This window comes from Pseudoalteromonas sp. NZS71, from assembly GCF_015864715.1.
Taxonomy (GTDB): Bacteria; Pseudomonadota; Gammaproteobacteria; order Enterobacterales; family Alteromonadaceae; genus Pseudoalteromonas; species Pseudoalteromonas arctica.
Window position 1 is genome coordinate 114539 of sequence record NZ_JADYWS010000007.1, and the last position, 15706, is coordinate 130244.

At 40.6% G+C, this 15706-nt stretch carries 15 protein-coding genes; 8 read left to right on the forward strand and 7 right to left on the reverse strand.

Translation table 11 applies throughout. The features are described 5' to 3' along the window. The first annotated feature begins 43 nt into the window (after nucleotides 1–43). The 4 genes from I6E85_RS06495 (at nucleotide 44) to I6E85_RS06510 (ending at nucleotide 3606) form a co-directional block, all read left to right on the forward strand. Nucleotides 44–565, forward strand: coding sequence for a DUF4124 domain-containing protein (locus I6E85_RS06495; RefSeq protein WP_024589531.1), 522 nt, complete (start codon nucleotides 44–46; stop codon nucleotides 563–565). 82 nt (nucleotides 566–647) lie between these two features. Beyond that, a complete protein-coding gene (gene glnL, locus I6E85_RS06500; protein ID WP_007582173.1) occupies nucleotides 648–1718 on the forward strand; it encodes a nitrogen regulation protein NR(II) in 1071 nt (356 codons plus the stop codon). A gap of 14 nt (nucleotides 1719–1732) precedes the next feature. After that, the gene (ntrC, locus tag I6E85_RS06505; protein WP_007582175.1) at nucleotides 1733–3118 is read left to right on the forward strand and encodes a nitrogen regulation protein NR(I); all 1386 of its coding nucleotides are present in this window, start codon (nucleotides 1733–1735) and stop codon (nucleotides 3116–3118) included. A gap of 29 nt (nucleotides 3119–3147) precedes the next feature. After that, nucleotides 3148–3606 (forward strand): cyclic nucleotide-binding domain-containing protein, encoded by a 459-nt coding sequence (locus I6E85_RS06510; RefSeq protein ID WP_010554789.1) that lies wholly within the window; start codon nucleotides 3148–3150, stop codon nucleotides 3604–3606. A gap of 1 nt (nucleotide 3607) precedes the next feature. Here I6E85_RS06510 and I6E85_RS06515 read toward each other — a convergent pair whose 3' ends face one another. Together I6E85_RS06515 and I6E85_RS06520 are read right to left on the reverse strand one after the other, a co-directional pair. Continuing rightward, nucleotides 3608–4273, reverse strand: a complete 666-nt coding sequence (locus I6E85_RS06515; protein WP_024589530.1) for a hypothetical protein — start codon at nucleotides 4271–4273, stop codon at nucleotides 3608–3610. Between the two features lie 55 nt (nucleotides 4274–4328). Continuing rightward, a complete protein-coding gene (locus I6E85_RS06520; RefSeq protein WP_007582180.1) occupies nucleotides 4329–4616 on the reverse strand; it encodes a hypothetical protein in 288 nt (95 codons plus the stop codon). Nucleotides 4617–4861: 245 nt separating this feature from the next. Here I6E85_RS06520 and I6E85_RS06525 point away from each other — a divergent pair, with 245 nt between their 5' ends. The 4 genes from I6E85_RS06525 (at nucleotide 4862) to I6E85_RS06540 (ending at nucleotide 9114) form a co-directional block, all read left to right on the forward strand. Further along, nucleotides 4862–5245: an RNA-binding S4 domain-containing protein gene (locus tag I6E85_RS06525; protein WP_010554787.1), complete on the forward strand. Its 384-nt coding sequence runs from the start codon at nucleotides 4862–4864 to the stop codon at nucleotides 5243–5245. A gap of 101 nt (nucleotides 5246–5346) precedes the next feature. Continuing rightward, nucleotides 5347–5775: a hypothetical protein gene (locus I6E85_RS06530; protein ID WP_024589529.1), complete on the forward strand. Its 429-nt coding sequence runs from the start codon at nucleotides 5347–5349 to the stop codon at nucleotides 5773–5775. A 202-nt stretch (nucleotides 5776–5977) separates the two neighbouring features. Next, nucleotides 5978–8722 carry an aconitate hydratase AcnA gene (gene acnA / locus I6E85_RS06535; protein WP_024589528.1) on the forward strand — a complete coding sequence of 915 codons (2745 nt, stop codon included), beginning with the start codon at nucleotides 5978–5980 and terminating at the stop codon, nucleotides 8720–8722. A 137-nt stretch (nucleotides 8723–8859) separates the two neighbouring features. After that, nucleotides 8860–9114, forward strand: a complete 255-nt coding sequence (locus tag I6E85_RS06540; RefSeq protein WP_024589527.1) for a hypothetical protein — start codon at nucleotides 8860–8862, stop codon at nucleotides 9112–9114. On the opposite strand, the gene I6E85_RS06545 is transcribed toward I6E85_RS06540, so the two are convergent. The 5 genes from I6E85_RS06545 to I6E85_RS06565 form a co-directional block, all read right to left on the reverse strand. Further along, nucleotides 9115–9663, reverse strand: a complete 549-nt coding sequence (locus tag I6E85_RS06545; protein WP_024589526.1) for a DUF4124 domain-containing protein — start codon at nucleotides 9661–9663, stop codon at nucleotides 9115–9117. Nucleotides 9664–9779: 116 nt separating this feature from the next. Beyond that, nucleotides 9780–11090: an IS4 family transposase gene (locus tag I6E85_RS06550; protein ID WP_024589525.1), complete on the reverse strand. Its 1311-nt coding sequence runs from the start codon at nucleotides 11088–11090 to the stop codon at nucleotides 9780–9782. Nucleotides 11091–11231: 141 nt separating this feature from the next. After that, nucleotides 11232–11972, reverse strand: coding sequence for a phosphoadenylyl-sulfate reductase (locus I6E85_RS06555; RefSeq protein WP_024589524.1), 741 nt, complete (start codon nucleotides 11970–11972; stop codon nucleotides 11232–11234). Nucleotides 11973–12015: 43 nt separating this feature from the next. Further along, on the reverse strand, nucleotides 12016–13713 hold the full coding sequence (gene cysI / locus I6E85_RS06560) for an assimilatory sulfite reductase (NADPH) hemoprotein subunit (protein ID WP_024589523.1): 1698 nt from the start codon (nucleotides 13711–13713) through the stop codon (nucleotides 12016–12018). A gap of 61 nt (nucleotides 13714–13774) precedes the next feature. Then, nucleotides 13775–15589: an assimilatory sulfite reductase (NADPH) flavoprotein subunit gene (locus tag I6E85_RS06565; RefSeq protein ID WP_024589522.1), complete on the reverse strand. Its 1815-nt coding sequence runs from the start codon at nucleotides 15587–15589 to the stop codon at nucleotides 13775–13777. Nucleotides 15590–15706 lie beyond the last annotated feature (117 nt).

Here is a 15706-nt window from a genome sequence, read left to right on the forward strand (position 1 = left end):
CTCCACTAAAGTTAAGTTACCGATAAAAATGCAGGGCTGCAGAGTGAATAACAAGATTTTATTACTATTAATTACTTTAGGATTAAGTAATTATGGTTATGCCGGTGAAACAAAAATATACGCTTGGAAAGATAAAAATGGCGTATTAGTGTTCTCAGACACCCCTCATAAAGGGGCCCAAGAGGTAAAACTCACCAGCCAAGATCTTAATATGCCTGCAACAAATACTGACATTTTTGACGAGCAACCTCAGCCTCAACAAGCGGCCTTTAGTATTGCTATTTCCTCACCTGATCATAACCAGACTATTCGTGAAAATACCGGCACTGTTTATGTAACTAGCCGAATAAAACCACGCTTTGAAACGGGTTTTACTATACAACTTTTTATTGATGGTAAAGCACACGGCCCAGCCAGTGACAGCTCAACCTTTGCAATTAGAGATGTAGAACGTGGTCAGCACACACTACAATTAAAGCTTTTTAATAGTAAAAACCAAGTTATTGCTACAAGCGAACCCTGCATATTTTTTATGCACCGAAAAGGGCTAAACCTAGGTAACTAAATTGGGGCATTACTAAACGTGCAGCAGTGTATTTAACCATATAACTTGCTTGCAAACATCCACGCACTAAAATGGTGCAGCTATGATTAATAATAAAAACTTTAGCCCTGAGCTACTCGATGCCATTTGGCAAAATCAAACAACCGCTATCATGCTACTTGATAAAAACTTCACCGTTGTATATGCCAACACCAGTACCAGCGAGCTGCTTGGCCTTGGTAATAAGCGCTTGTTAGAACAACCGTTTGATAGCCTTTTTAACTACCATTCAATCGATTTACAGCGTATAGAACAATACTCATTAGTTGAAGGCGTAGATTGCCAGCAGCATAGAGCTGACGTGGTTTTTAGCGATTCTCGCCATGCAAAAGTAGCCGTAAGTACACGACAAATTAAGTTTAATGGCTCGCTTTATATTTTATTTGAGTGGCGCCAAACCGATGACGAAATTAAGCACGACCAAGCGTCTAATCAAATGCATCAATATCAAGCTGCCCGAAACCTAATTAGAGGCTTAGCTCACGAAATTAAAAATCCTTTAGGTGGAATTCGCGGAGCGGCGCAGTTATTGCAGTATGAGGTTGATCAACAAGAAAGAGATCAATGTGCTGAGCTCATCATTGAGCAAGCCGACCGATTACGCGAACTAGTAGATAGGCTTTTGGGACCCAATCAACTTCCGCAAAAATCGTATGGCAATATACATCAATCACTTGAATCAGTTGCAAGGCTAAGTACGTTAGATAATTGTTCTAACATTAGCTTAGTTAAAGATTACGACCCAAGTATTCCTGATGTATACATTGATCAAGGCAAAATTCAGCAAGTGGTATTAAACATTGTTCGAAATGCCCAACAGGCGCTTGTAGATGGCGGTGAAATAACAATAAAAACCCGCATTAATCATCAGCATCGTCGCCCAGGTAAAGCACCTAAAAAAGCCTTGTTGATCCAAATATCTGATAACGGACCAGGTATTGATCCCAGTGTACGCGAAACACTGTTCTACCCTATGATCACCAATAAAGAAGGTGGCTCTGGGTTAGGACTCTCAATAGCGCAAACACTGATAGATCAACATGATGGCTATATAGAATGTGATAGCTGGCCTGGACATACTGAATTTAATATCTATCTGCCCTTTGCAGATTAATGTTTGGAGTTTGCATGAAAACAGTTTGGCTTGTAGATGATGATGCTTCTATTCGATTTGTACTTGAAAAAGCACTAACCCGTGCAGGGTTTAACACAGAGAGCTTTGCTAATGCGCAAGATGTACTAAGCGCCCTAAAGTTTAGCCAACCTACTGTTTTAGTTTCTGACGTACGAATGCCTGGTATGGATGGTATGGCGTTGCTTGAACTTATTGCAGAGCAAAACCCTGGGCTGCCGGTTATTATAATGACTGCGCACTCAGATTTAGACTCAGCTGTAAATGCATTCCAAAAAGGTGCTTTTGAATACCTCGCTAAGCCGTTTGATTTAAACGAAGCAGTGGCGCTAGTCGAAAGCGCATGCAGAGCAAACTCCACTAAAAAAACTAAACGCAAGCAAGCTCCACCAAAAAGTGCCCACATAATTGGTGAAGCGCCCGCAATGCAAGAAGTGTTTAGAGCGATAGGTAAACTATCGGCCTCTAGCATGAGCGTATTAATAAATGGCGAATCTGGAACAGGTAAAGAACTTGTCGCCAGTGCGCTGCACAATCATAGCCCACGTAAAGAAAATCAATTTATTGCACTTAACATGGCAGCCATTCCAAAAGAGCTTGTTGAGTCAGAGTTATTTGGCCACGAAAAAGGCGCATTTACGGGCGCCGACAGCGTGCGTAAAGGCCGCTTTGAGCAAGCCAATGGCGGCACACTATTTTTAGATGAAATTGGTGATATGCCACTTGATGTACAAACACGTTTATTACGCGTTCTTGCCGATGGTGAGTTTTATCGCGTTGGTGGCCATCAAAGTATAAAAGTAGATGTGCGTATTATTGCGGCTACGCACCAAAACCTTGAAGATTTAGTTAAACAGGGCAAGTTTAGGGATGATTTATTCCATCGTCTTAATGTTGTGCGCCTACGTTTACCTGCTCTTCGAGAGCGTACTGAAGATATAGAAAGCTTATCGCAACACTTTTTACATAAAAGCGCTAAAGAGCTACAAGTAGAAAGCAAAGTGCTGAGCCCTAAGGCAACTGAGCAATTACGCTTATTTAATTGGCCAGGCAATGTACGCCAATTAGAAAACACCTGTCGCTGGCTTACTGTAATGGCACCGGGTGAGCTTGTAAGCGAGCAAGACTTACCTCCAGAGATTCTGGATGCTTCGCCAACCCAGGAAGAAGGTGATTGGCTAGATGCGTTTCAGCAATGGCTTAATCAAGAGCTTAAACAAGGCAAAGAAAATATTTGGCCTGACATTCAAGCCCAGCTAGAAACTCGCTTAATTAAAACCGCACTGGCTAATTGTTCTGGTCATAAGCAAGATGCTGCTATAAAAATTGGTTGGGGACGCAACACGTTGACCCGAAAATTAAAAGAGCGCAATATTAGCTGATTAAACGCTTTTAACACATTTGGTTATTGATGAAGCTAATCGAACATATTCCTTTGTTTAAACAAATGGAAATTATAAACAGGCTGCACTTTTTTAAAGAATTTACGCTCAGCGAGCGCCAAGTCTTATTAGAGTCGTTCGGCCTGTTGTATTTAGTAAGCCAGCATCAATTTTTATTTAAGCAATACGATAACGACAAACGTTTGTACATTGTACTTAGCGGCGCGTTATTAGTATTTAAACATAATCATTTGCTAGAACTTGGCACTATAGAGCCCGGTGAATTTATAGGTGAAGGTGCCTTTATAAATAACCGAGAGCGTAGTACTAGTGCTCGCGCTAAAACCGACAGTATAGTCCTCGCTATTACCCCTGAAGCACTCACCCGCTTACCTAATGTTATCCGCGAAAAAATTAAAGACCGAATTATAGAAGGTATGAGTCTGCGCATTGCCAAACTAAGCGAGCATATAGAAACTCACGGTTAGTTCAGTCCATATAAATAATTTGTAGTGAGCAATCAAGCCAGCTGGGGTTATTAACGTGAGCTGTAAACCTGTAAGTATCAGATGGTTTGGCGCCAAAGGGCGTATTTATAAGTGGTTGTGAGTGACTGTATGTTTGCGAATAATTTTTGTAATAAATGACAACGTAACCGTATAAAAACTCCCAACCTAACCTTACAACAGCGCCACTGGGTAAGGTAAAGTCAGCATATTTATCTGTAAATGTGACGAGTAAATCATTGTACTTGTCTTCGCTGCATTGAGTTGTTCGTAACTTTTTAGGCATAACAAAGGTTGTACCCGCCACTGCATTTTTTAGATAAAAGCCTATATTGCCATCACCATAAAAATGATTTGAACGCGTTGTATAGTTAACTTGTGGCTCGTAACCTAGCCCCTGCATAATAGTAGCTAACTGCTCAGTCTCTTTTGGGTAAATTTTGTCACTTGATAAGAGTAATGTAGCCTCACCAAACTCTGATGGGATTGCCAGCGGTACATATTCATAAGGGAGCGATTGTGCTTTTAGCGCAGCATCGAGCTGATTGCTCTGTTCATCTTGCAAGTTTTCACTAAATACATACACGGTAGGTTGTTGGCACGCAGCTAATGGTAATGCCAACACACACATTAAAATTCCATTTTTCATAGTTACCCCTTTTGATTACGCTTGTAGTCTATTAAAGGTAACTATTTATAGCAATTTAATTTGTTTGGCTATCTAACCAAGCATCAACACTTTTTCGAGTATATAAAACTTCTTTAAATAAACGATGTCGTTCAAACTCGAGTTTTGTTTTTCTCGTGGCATCACCACTAACTAAACGGCTATGGGTATCATTGAACTTTGAAATTACAGAAAAACCGCGTTCATCTTGATCAGCTTGCTTTTTTACAGAATTAGCAAGGTGCTCTCTAACATCGTCAGCAGTTAACATACCTGAATTGTCTAATCCCATTAGCTCTTTTTTCATTGCTAATCTTACGCCCATTTCCTACTCCATTTAATGAAAACTATTTAATCCGCCAAAGTTTTAGCAATTAGCAGGCCATACGTAAAATTAACTGCTGCAAAGGTTACTCTTCAATTGCTTCAGTTTTTTTAAAGACAGATAAAATACATAAAAAATTTCATAACTATTTACGTATTACAATTAACGAAAGTCACTTGCTTTGGTGCAAAAGTAGCTGCAAGCCTTTATACTACAGCTTGTGCGTTACCCCACCGAGAGCAAATATGAACGAAGAATACATAGAAATAGAATTAGAAGAAGAGCCGATTGAGCTTTGTAAATTATTAAAAGTACTAAACTTAGTTGAAGGTGGCGGCCAAGCTAAAAACCTAATTACCGAAGGCTATGTGGGTGTTAACCATGAAATTTGTACAATAAAGCGGAAAAAATTATACAGTGGCGATGTATTAGAATTTGATGGCGAATTTTTTAAACTTGCGCTAAGTGAAGATGCAACCCCTGCAGAAAAACCTGCGGTACAAACTCAGGCAGAGTCAAAGCAAGCTGCACCACAACCAACAAATCAGCCAGCTAAAAGTAAGCGCAAGCGAACTAAAAAACCAAAAGTAGATGATAAAACAGGTCGTCGTCCTATTTCATTTGGTTAAGCATTTAAAAGCCCTCTTTTTATATAAAAAGGTCAACTTGTATAGTTGGCCTTTTTACTCTTTAATAACCTAGTTAATAATAATAAAAACAAGGTTATAAAATGTCTGTTAAAACACCTAAAAATTGGTTTAAGCCAGTTGTATGGGCGGCACTAATATGGAACTTACTTGGCGTTATTGCATTTGCTATGCACATGATGATGACACCCGAAATGATAGGTAAACTTCCACTAGATCAACAAACTGCCTACTCTAACATTCCTATTTGGTCAACCATTGCATTTGCTATAGCTGTATTTGGAAGCACTTTTGGTTGTCTGTTTTTACTTGCTAAAAACGCGCTGGCAACACCTACTTTTGCGCTATCGCTCGGCGCTATTTTAATTCAGCAATATTATAATTTTGTGGTCATAAACAGTATTGAGCTACTTGGCGCAAGTGCTGTATTTATGCCTATTTTTGTAATCATTATTGCCATTGCTTTACTTTGTTTGAGTATTAAAGGTAAGCAACAAGGTTGGTTACAATAATTAATAAGGGTCGAAATAACTTTTGACCCTACCTCTTTCAAATCATCTCTTGAAATTAAACTTTTCAGCATCATCTCTACTATATTAACTGTACAAAATTCATTCTCTAAACACGATTTTTTACACTGGTATGTACTTTGCAACTCGAACACTACAGAGGTCACTCTTCAAAATATTTTTCTAATTCATAAAGGGGCAAATAATGAATAATAGTTTCGATACCCAACATCAGCTCACAATAAATGGTGAGCAATATCATATTCATTCTCTAAAAGGACTTGGCGACAAAGCGAAACGATTGCCCTTTTCCTTAAAAGTATTACTTGAAAACCTTCTTCGTAACGAAGATGGCGCAAATATAAAAGAACAAGATATTCAAGCTCTCCTTAATTGGGACCCTCAAGCAAAGCCTGCATCTGAAGTTGCCTTTACTCCCGCCCGTGTTGTTATGCAAGATTTTACCGGCGTACCCGCTATTGTTGATTTAGCCGCGATGCGTGACGCAATGGAAAAACTAGGTGGAGATCCCGCAAAAATAAACCCGTTATCACCTGCTGAGCTTGTCATTGATCACTCGGTACAAGTAGATGGTTATGGTAACGATGGTGCTTTTGATTTAAATGCAAAACTAGAATACGACCGAAATAAAGAACGTTACGAATTTTTACGCTGGGGACAAACCGCTTTTGATAATTTAAAAGTAGTGCCACCAGCAACCGGTATTGTTCACCAAGTGAATTTAGAATACTTAGCACGCGTTGTTTTTAATGAAGAGCGCGATGGCAAAAAATTCGCTTACCCAGACACTCTCGTAGGTACCGACTCTCACACAACCATGATAAATGGCTTAGGTGTACTTGGTTGGGGTGTAGGCGGCATTGAAGCCGAAGCAGCTATGTTGGGTCAACCAATTAGTTTACTGATCCCACAAGTAGTGGGTATGAAGCTAAGCGGCCGCTTACCTGAAGGCACGACCGCAACCGATTTAGTATTAACAGTAACAGAGATACTGCGTAACCATGGCGTAGTGGGTAAATTTGTAGAGTTTTATGGTGACGGCCTTGCCGACTTACCACTTGCCGATAGAGCAACCATAGCGAATATGGCACCAGAATACGGCGCTACGTGTGGTATTTTCCCGATTGATGATGAAACCATTAACTACCTTCGCTTAACAAACCGCGACGAAAAGCAGCTAAAACTCATTGAGGATTACGCAAAACACCAAGGTTTATGGCGTAACGATGGCGACGAAGCTAGCTATACCGATACACTCGAGCTTAAATTGGGTGATGTTGTACCAAGCCTTGCAGGCCCTAAACGACCACAGGATAGAATTTCCCTAAACAAGGCTGGTGAAGTGATTAGCCAGCATTTAAAAAACTTTCAAGATGAACGTATGGCTCGTCGTGATAATAGCGATGAAGAACAAGCTCGTATCGAAGGCGAAGGTCCAACAACAAACCCAGATGAACCAGTTAATGAAGCGCAGTTTATGGGCGCCGCTAAAGTTAAATTTAAAGGACAAGAGTTTGAGCTAAACGATGGTGCTTGCGTTATTGCCGCGATTACCAGCTGTACTAATACTTCTAACCCAAGTGTAATTTTAGCTGCTGGTTTGGTTGCTAAAAAAGCAAAACAGTTAGGAATTAATGTAAAACCTTGGGTTAAAACATCACTTGCTCCAGGTTCTAAAGTAGTTACCGACTACCTAGAAAAAGCCGGCTTAATGGACGACTTAGAAAGCTTAGGCTTTAACTTAGTTGGCTATGGTTGTACTACCTGTATTGGTAACTCAGGCCCACTAGCGACTGAAATATCAGATGCGATTCAAAAGCATAAATTAGTGGTTAGCTCTATTTTATCGGGTAACCGTAACTTTGAAGGTCGTATTCACCAAGATGTTAAAATGAACTTTTTAGCATCCCCTCCGCTTGTTGTTGCTTACGCCATTGCGGGCAGAACCGATATTGACGTATACAACGAACCCCTGGCTCAAGATGCTAACGGTAACGATATTTACCTTAAAAATATTTGGCCGAGCGTTAAAGAAGTAAGTGACCTAGTTAAAGAAACAGTAACTAAAGAAATGTTCGAAAAAAGCTACGCTAACGTTTACGAAGGCGATAGCCGTTGGCAGCAAATTAAAATACCAGATGGCAAACTTTACGATTGGGATGACGCATCTACCTACATTAAAAAAGCACCATTTTTTGATGGTATGAAAGTAGAACCACCGGGTATTCCTACTATCGAAGGTGCACGTTGTTTAGCTAAGCTTGGGGATTCAGTAACCACTGACCATATTTCTCCTGCGGGCGCTATTAAAGCAGATGCACCAGCAGGTTTATACTTGCAAGAAAATGGCGTAGATAAAGCGCAGTTTAACTCGTACGGTTCACGCCGTGGTAATCACGAAGTAATGATGCGTGGCACGTTTGCTAATGTTCGTCTTAAAAACTTACTAGCACCAGGTACTGAAGGCGGCGTAACACGTACTCAGCCTGGCGATACGCTAGAGAGTATTTATGATGCAGCAATGGAGTATCAAAAAAATAATACGCCACTCATTATTTTAGCGGGTAAAGAGTACGGTACGGGTTCATCTCGTGACTGGGCGGCCAAAGGCTCACTTTTACTAGGCGTTAAAGCGGTTGTAGCACAAAGCTATGAGCGAATTCATCGCTCTAACTTAATTGGTATGGGTGTATTACCGCTGCAATTTAAAGAAGGTGAAAGCTACGAGTCTCATGGGTTAACAGGGCAAGAACAATTTGATATTGATGGCCTGTACGATAAAACCGATGAAGTAACCGTTATTGCTACAAATGCCGAAGGTAAAAAAGTAACCTTGAGTGCTGACGTACGTATTGATACCCCTAAAGAGTGGGATTACTACAAACACGGCGGTATTTTACAATATGTACTGCGTAATATGCTCGACTAACAAAGACAGTAGTTAATACATTTAAAAGCCCAGCTTAGTAATAAGCTGGGCTTTTTTATGTGTGCTGTTTGTTGTCTTAAATCAATGCTAAGCATTTAAAGCGTGCCTACACTATAGCGACTATTAGTGAGGTAACTATGTCGCAAACAATGATAATTAGGCTGCTTAAAACATCAATAGTGCTTGGGTTGTGCCTTATCGTGACTGGCCACACTTTAATTGTGTCGAGTTACTTTACTGTCGAGCATGGTATTAAAGGAATAATTATAGCGGCGGCATGCATTGCTGTAGGTGTACTGCTGTCGCTTCCCACTAAAATATATTTAACCGTATTATTGATGGAAGCCGAAAAACGTTATTTAAAAAACCATAAAAGCACTCACTCTAAATAATTAGAGTGCACTTAAATTATTAATTTCTTTATTACGTTTTTCTAGTTTGTCTTTTACATTTTCGGCGTCATTAAATAACTTTTTAACCGAGTCTGGGTTCAAAATACTGATCCCCTCTGGTGCAGCCGACATTGTATTTTTACTTGGAGTGGTATTTAAAATAGACGTGTCTTCTGCAGCAATAACAGTAATATCTTTAGGGTCGAGTTTTACTTCAATACTTTTTGCATGCGGGTTAGGTGTATCAGAAAAGTGCCATTGGCCTGTTTCATCTTGCCACTTAAAAATTTTGCTACTTGAGGTAGTACTTTCAGGGATTGGTTCATCAGAAATACTGCTCGCAATTTTATCGCCTGCTTGCTTAAAGCCCTGCACTGCTTGGTCCAAAGTATTGCTAGATAGCGCAACCATTTTTTCTTTAATTTGTTGAGATTCACTGCTAATTGATGATGCAGAAAGCCATGTTTGACCATCGGGCTTTTTTAAATAAAACAAAGAGATAACTGCAATAGCCATGATTGATATAGCTAAGTAGGTAAAGTATTTCATAGCGTTCCTGCTTTAATTAATCCTTTATTGCCCTGAGTCTAATAAAAAATACTTAATTAGGCAATTTTTTGTACCCTAATAAAAAAATAAAAACGCAGCAGAAGCTGTAATGCCGTTCACTTAAGGTGAGCGGCTTTTTTATTTCTAGCGTACCGCTGTGGTCTTGGCTTGACTGCACGAGGAAAACCCCGTTCCCTTCGAGGCTCTAGAATTAGGCTTTCTGCCATCGCATAAAAGTATTTTAATTGACGTGGTATGGCTCCAGGTGTTGAATAAGGTAATCCAACAAGCAACCTCATTATTTGAGCTAAACTACCATTGAAACTCAGTTGGTACGGTAAATAATCACCTTTTAATGTGTGGCACATTTTTACCATCTGATATCGCACCATATTATAAGTAAGCAACACTCCCCACAGCTCTTGCTTTACAAGCGCTGGTAAGCGACTTCTTAATGTTAATCGATTGCCCAGCATATATTGCTTTTGTTCCCGATAACCAAGCTCTATCTCCCAGCGGTGACTGTACAAATCGCCTATATCGGCTGACAGATATCGCATCGGATCTGTCATAGATGTCATCACACTATATGACTTCCCCTTTATTTTTCGAGTCACTAACCTCGCGATTAAGGTGTTAGGCAGCGTTGGCCACATCTTTCTTGCTCTTGGGTTGCTGCTAAGTTGGACTAATTTATCATTACGCCCTAATGTTTGAATAACTTCATATTGCACATTTTTTTTCAGGGGGATTAGCCAATGGCGTTCACTGCCAGTTGTTTGCCATTTATGTAAAAGCCCTAAAGAATAGAAACCTTTGCCGAATAAAGTGAGACTGTTATCGGGTGTGGTTTCTATAAGCTTTTCAGCCAGCACCATTTCATTGACCTTGTAATCATCAAAAGCACTCCCCGTGATTAGGTGGCTGCTTAGCTCCATTTGACACACCATTCTGACCTGTGGGTATTGTGTATTGGTCGGTTTTGTAAAGGCTTCATTGTTTTGGGGTGAGTCATCCGTACGCCAAACAACACCATCGACACCAAGCAAGGTAAGCCCATTCCAATGAGGATGATTAGCGCCATTATTCCAATGCCTTTGGGTGCATTCAAATAAGGCTTTCATGGCGGCTTCACCTAGGTTTTTACGACGCTGAGTTAAAGCACTTGGCGCAACAAATGGCTTACCATCGCGGTCAACAATGTCGAGCATATTAACGACATCGGCCATCGATTTGTCATTATAAATAACCATCCCGATCAACAACCAAGCCATCGATTCTAGGGTTAGTTTTCTTTTTCGTAGTGTAACGGTTTCGGTCAGTGCATAGGCTTCTTCGATAAGAGATAAAGGGAGTAAATCTGCGAGTGTTTCAACGTCATTAGGTTTGATGTTGTTAATAATATCGAGAGCATTAGAAAGTTGCATAAAAAAATCCGAATTCTACAAAAGAATTCGGATTCTTACATACCTAGAAGATCGTTCAAGTGCTATTAACTAATTCTTAAATGATCGGCATTACAGCAGAAGCTGCGTTTTTATTTGCAATTTAACTACACCGTAGTCGCGTTAAATACCGTCACCATCCATGTGTAGTCCACATTCTCGGTTTAAACCAAAAAAGCGAGTTTCTTCCTCAGTCATTCCTGGTTCTAACTTACGTGTTGTATGTACGTCTCCCATAGACACATAACCTTGCTCCCATAATGGGTGGTAAGGTAAATCGTGCTTAGTAAGATACTGATACACGTCGCGGTTAGACCATTCAATAATCGGGTACACTTTGACGGTACCACGGCTAATTTCTACAAATTGCTTATCAGCACGTGTAGATGATTGATCGCGGCGCAGACCACTAAACCACGTGCCCGCTTCTATTTCTTTTAACGCGCGGGTCATCGGCTCTACTTTATTAAGCTGATTATATTGCTTAATGCCGTCTTCGCCTTTCTCCCATAGTTTACCGAATTTAGCCTCTTGCCATGCTGGGCTAAGCGGCGCTCTATACACCTTTAAGTTAAGTGATAAACGCTCACTCATTTGCTCAATAAACTGATACGTTTCAGGAAACAAATAGCCTGTATCGGTTAATACAACGGGAATATCTGGACGTTGTGAGGTCATTAAATGCAGCATTACTGCCGCTTGAATACCAAAGCTAGATGATAAAAAAGCCGTATTAGGCAAGTTATCAAGCGCCCATGCAACACGCTGTTCTGCGCTCATATTCGCTAGTAAACCATTAGCATCAGCTAACATAGCCGCCTGGCTTTGTTTATCTAGCTGTAAAATGTTTTTAAATTCACTCATGGTAAATTCCAAACCTCACTAGCGCCAAAGCGCTGGTATTTAATTAAGCGTGAAAATCGGTTACCGATACTTTTACTTCAGCAACAATGCCTTTGCGTATAACAAAGTCACCAAAACACTCACCGTCATTGCGCTCGCTTGCCCATTGGCCAATGAGCTTATCGAATGCTTCTAGGTAAACGTCTTCGCCTACGTTCTCAAGGTACAATTTAGGAATACGTGTACCTTCTAAATTACCACCTAAGTAAACGTTGTATTTACCTGGGCCTTTACCCACTAAACCAGCTTCTGCAAGCATTGCGCGGCCACAGCCGTTCGGGCAACCTACAACGCGCATAATAATGCTGTCATCGGGTATACCGTGCTTAGCAAGTAATGCTTCAGTTTTTTCTACTAGGCTTGGTAAGTAACGCTCTGCTTCGGCCATTGCAAGTGGGCACGTTGGCAGTGAAACACACGCCATAGAATTTTTACGCTGCTGCGAATCTGTGTCATCAATCAGGCCATGGCTACGTGCAATCTCTTCAATCACGGCTTTTTGATCTGCAGGTACGCCAGCAATAATTAAGTTTTGGTTTGCCGTCATACGCATGTCACCTTGGTGAACTTCTGCGATTTTACGACAACCTGTTTTAAGCGGCTTGCCTGGATAGTCTAAAATACGACCACTTTGAATAAATAGCGTTAAGTGGTGCTTACCATCAATGCCTTCAACCCAACCAATGCGGTCGCCACGATGAGTAAACTCAAACGGACGGCTTGGTGCAAACGTAACGCCTGAGCGTTTTTCTACTTCTGCTTTAAATACATCAACACCTACACGGTCTAATGTGTATTTAGTTTTTGCATTTTTACGGTTTGAACGATTACCCCAATCGCGCTGCACAGATACAACATGCTCTGCAATTTTTAAGGTATCTTCTAGCGCGATAAAGCCAAAGTCATCAGCCTTACGCGGATACGTTGCTGTATCGCCGTGCGTCATGGCAAGGCCACCGCCCACTAATACGTTAAAACCAACTAGCTTGCCGTTATCAGCAATTGCCACAAAGTTTAAATCGTTAGCGTGCACATCAACTTCGTTGTTAGGTGGAATAGTCACCGTGGTTTTAAACTTACGCGGTAAGTAGTTAGATCCTAAAATTGGCTCTTCTGTGGTTTCTGCTTTTTCGCCATTTAACCAAATTTCGGCATACGCTTTCGTTTTTGGTAATAAGTGTTCAGAAATTTTTGCAGCCCAATCGTAAGCTTCTTGATGTAACTCAGACTCAACGGGGTTAGTAGTACAAAGTACATTACGGTTAACGTCACCTGCTGTAGCAATAGAGTCTATACCTACGCTATCAAGCATTTGGTGCATGCCTTTAATATTTGGCTTTAACACTCCATGAAACTGAAATGTTTGACGCGTAGTTAAACGAATACTGCCGTAGCTTGTTTTGTCATCTGCAAACTTGTCGATTGCTAACCACTGCTCTGGCTTAATAATACCGCCAGGCATACGTGCACGTAACATTACATTATGTAGCGGCTCTAGCTTTTGCTTAGCGCGCTCACCACGTATATCGCGGTCATCTTGCTGATACATGCCATGAAAACGAATTAGCTGAAAGTTATCGGCTGTAAAGCCACCGGTAATTTCGTCTGTTAAATCTTTTTCTATGGTGCCACGTAAAAAGTTACTTTCTCTTTTCAAACGTTCGTTATCAGAAAGTTTTACGTTTTTATCTTGTTCGCTCATTTTAAATCCTAAATTTGTTACAGTGACGGCTGCTAGCTGTTAAATAAAATAAGAAACGTGATTAATACACGTCTTTCTGATAGCGGTTTGCGCTACGCAAATCTTTTAAATATTGCTCTGCGTCTTCATTGCTCTTGCCTGTGTTTTCTTTAACAATATCAAGCAAGGCGTTGTGTACATCTTTTGCCATGCGATTTGCATCGCCACAAATATAAAAGTGAGCGCCAGCTTCTAACCATTCAAACACGTCTTTACTGTTACTGCGTAACTTATCTTGCACATATACTTTTTCTGCTTGGTCACGGCTAAATGCAACATCTACTTTGTTAAGTAAACCCGATTTTAAATAACCCTGTATTTCTACTTGGTATAAAAAGTCTTGAGTGAAATGTGGGTTACCAAAAAACAACCAGTTTTTGCCTTGCGCTTCACGCGAATCACGTTCTTGTAAAAATGCACGAAACGGCGCAATACCCGTACCAGGACCAACCATAATCACAGGTGTATCATCGTTAGTGGGTAGGCGGAAATTGTCGTTGTGTTCGCTAAATACTTTAACTTTACAACCTTCTTCTGCACGACGAGTTAAGTAACCAGTACAACCACCTAAATGCTCGCTATCAAATGCATCAAATTGCACTAGACCTAGTGTTAAATGTACTTCGTCTTCAACCTCAGCTTGGCTAGATGCAATTGAGTACAAACGAGCTTGTAGTTTACGTAGGCAGTCTACTAATGTTTGCGCATCAATTTTTGCAGGGTTTTGGCGAATTACATCAAATATTTGGCGAGGTTCAATATACGCACGCATTGCGGCTTTATCTTCTACAAGCTTTAATAATTCAGGCGTACCAGTTGCTATTGCGTATTTTTCTACAAAACCAGGGTATGACTGAGTCAGCTCTAGTTTTTCAATAAGTGCGCCGCGTACGCTTAGCTCTTCATCACCTACTTTTACAATGCTTGTTGCATCTATTTGAGTAAGTGTAAGTACTTCATCAACTAATACATCATCATTTAAAAAGTACACACCTAATGAATCACCAGGTGTGTAAGTAATGTCTGAACCTTCAAGCGAAATTTCAACGTGGCGTACATCTTTAGTTGAGTCGCGACCGGTAATTTTTTGAACTGTTAATAGCTCTGCTTCAAATGGATTTTGCTTTGTGTATTGGCTTGAAGCGGTCGTTGGTGCTCCAAATGGCATTGATACAACTTGACCACCAGCGGCTTCTTGCTGCGCTTTTAAATCAGGTTCAAATGCATCAACTGCACCGGCAATCCATGTTGCAGCTTCATCTTCGTAATCTACATCTAAATCAGCACGTTGATATATGGTTTGTGCACCGAGTTTATTTAAACGTTCTTCAAAATCTTTTGCTGTTTGGCAGAAAAACTCATAGCTAGAATCACCTAAGCCAATAACCGCTATTTTTACATCGTCTAGTTTTGGCGCTTTTTTAGTGGCTAAAAATTCGTGAAGTGTTTCTGCGTCTTCAGGTGGCTCACCTTCGCCGTAAGTAGATACAACGATAGTTAAAAACTTTTCTTTTTTCAGGGCTGTTGGTTTGTAATCTGACATGCTAACAAGCTTAACTGCTAAGCCTCGCGACTCAGCCTGCTCTTTCATTTTGGTAGCTACACCTTTTGCGTTACCTGTTTGCGAACCATATAAAATAGTTAGCGCTGCTGCATCACCCGCAGCCGGTACGCCTGCCGTAGGGGCACCTAACGCAGCCGAATTAGCATTTGCAGCTAAGTAACCACTTACCCATGCTTGTTGAATTGGATTAAGTTCAGCCACTAAACCTTGCAGCTTTTGTACTTGATCTTGCGATAGCGGGCTTGCCGCAGCATTTAGTTGACCTAACAACATGAATCGATTCCCCATAACCCTGAAAATTAAACACAACACACTTTGTGTATTGTTAAAAATGAGTTTTACCTCATCCAGAGCGTATCTGTTGAGGTTTTCTAAGTATGTAGGATAACG

Bases quoted from the DNA above. Each gene is read 5' to 3' on its own strand.
- I6E85_RS06545 (WP_024589526.1), bottom strand. From the start codon at position 9,663: ATGAAATACTTTACCTACTTAGCTATATCAATCATGGCTATTGCAGTT.
- glnL (WP_007582173.1), top strand. From the start codon at position 648: ATGATTAATAATAAAAACTTTAGCCCTGAGCTACTCGATGCCATTTGG.
- I6E85_RS06565 (WP_024589522.1), bottom strand. From the start codon at position 15,589: ATGTTGTTAGGTCAACTAAATGCTGCGGCAAGCCCGCTATCGCAAGAT.
- I6E85_RS06525 (WP_010554787.1), top strand. From the start codon at position 4,862: ATGAACGAAGAATACATAGAAATAGAATTAGAAGAAGAGCCGATTGAG.
- I6E85_RS06510 (WP_010554789.1), top strand. From the start codon at position 3,148: ATGAAGCTAATCGAACATATTCCTTTGTTTAAACAAATGGAAATTATA.
- I6E85_RS06515 (WP_024589530.1), bottom strand. From the start codon at position 4,273: ATGAAAAATGGAATTTTAATGTGTGTGTTGGCATTACCATTAGCTGCG.
- cysI (WP_024589523.1), bottom strand. From the start codon at position 13,713: ATGAGCGAACAAGATAAAAACGTAAAACTTTCTGATAACGAACGTTTG.
- I6E85_RS06555 (WP_024589524.1), bottom strand. From the start codon at position 11,972: ATGAGTGAATTTAAAAACATTTTACAGCTAGATAAACAAAGCCAGGCG.
- I6E85_RS06550 (WP_024589525.1), bottom strand. From the start codon at position 11,090: ATGCAACTTTCTAATGCTCTCGATATTATTAACAACATCAAACCTAAT.
- I6E85_RS06540 (WP_024589527.1), top strand. From the start codon at position 8,860: ATGTCGCAAACAATGATAATTAGGCTGCTTAAAACATCAATAGTGCTT.
- acnA (WP_024589528.1), top strand. From the start codon at position 5,978: ATGAATAATAGTTTCGATACCCAACATCAGCTCACAATAAATGGTGAG.
- I6E85_RS06530 (WP_024589529.1), top strand. From the start codon at position 5,347: ATGTCTGTTAAAACACCTAAAAATTGGTTTAAGCCAGTTGTATGGGCG.
- ntrC (WP_007582175.1), top strand. From the start codon at position 1,733: ATGAAAACAGTTTGGCTTGTAGATGATGATGCTTCTATTCGATTTGTA.
- I6E85_RS06520 (WP_007582180.1), bottom strand. From the start codon at position 4,616: ATGGGCGTAAGATTAGCAATGAAAAAAGAGCTAATGGGATTAGACAAT.